Source organism: Pseudomonas sp. 2822-17 (genome assembly GCF_002742485.1).
Classification (GTDB): Bacteria; Pseudomonadota; Gammaproteobacteria; order Pseudomonadales; family Pseudomonadaceae; genus Aquipseudomonas; species Aquipseudomonas cyclaminis.
Genome location: NZ_LJRZ01000522.1, coordinates 1 through 266, shown reverse-complemented (window position 1 = coordinate 266; position 266 = coordinate 1). Strand labels below are relative to the sequence as shown.

The 266-nt window shown below is 34.2% G+C and carries 1 protein-coding gene; it reads right to left on the bottom strand.

Going from position 1 to position 266, the window contains the following annotated elements:
- Positions 1-266, bottom strand: a 266-nt coding sequence (locus AOA60_RS22245) for a putative sulfate exporter family transporter (protein WP_143522476.1), incomplete at both ends; no start/stop codon positions are given.

Genomic DNA, 266 nt, shown 5'->3' with positions numbered 1-266 from the left:
ATTAAAGTAATTGAAATTGCTAATGTAATTTCTTCTTTCTTAGCTTTTGCAGCTGTACCTGAAGCAATTGCAGCAGACACACCACATACCGCTGTAGCAGAAGAGATTGTCATTGCTAATTCTCGTTGATCATGCATTTTTAAGAATTTTTGAGAAAAAATGTACATTACAATTATTACAATTGGTGTTACAATCCAAGCTACTCCTACACCAAGCATTCCTAAAGCTAGCATTCTATCAAATAGAATCGAAGCACCTAACAATAC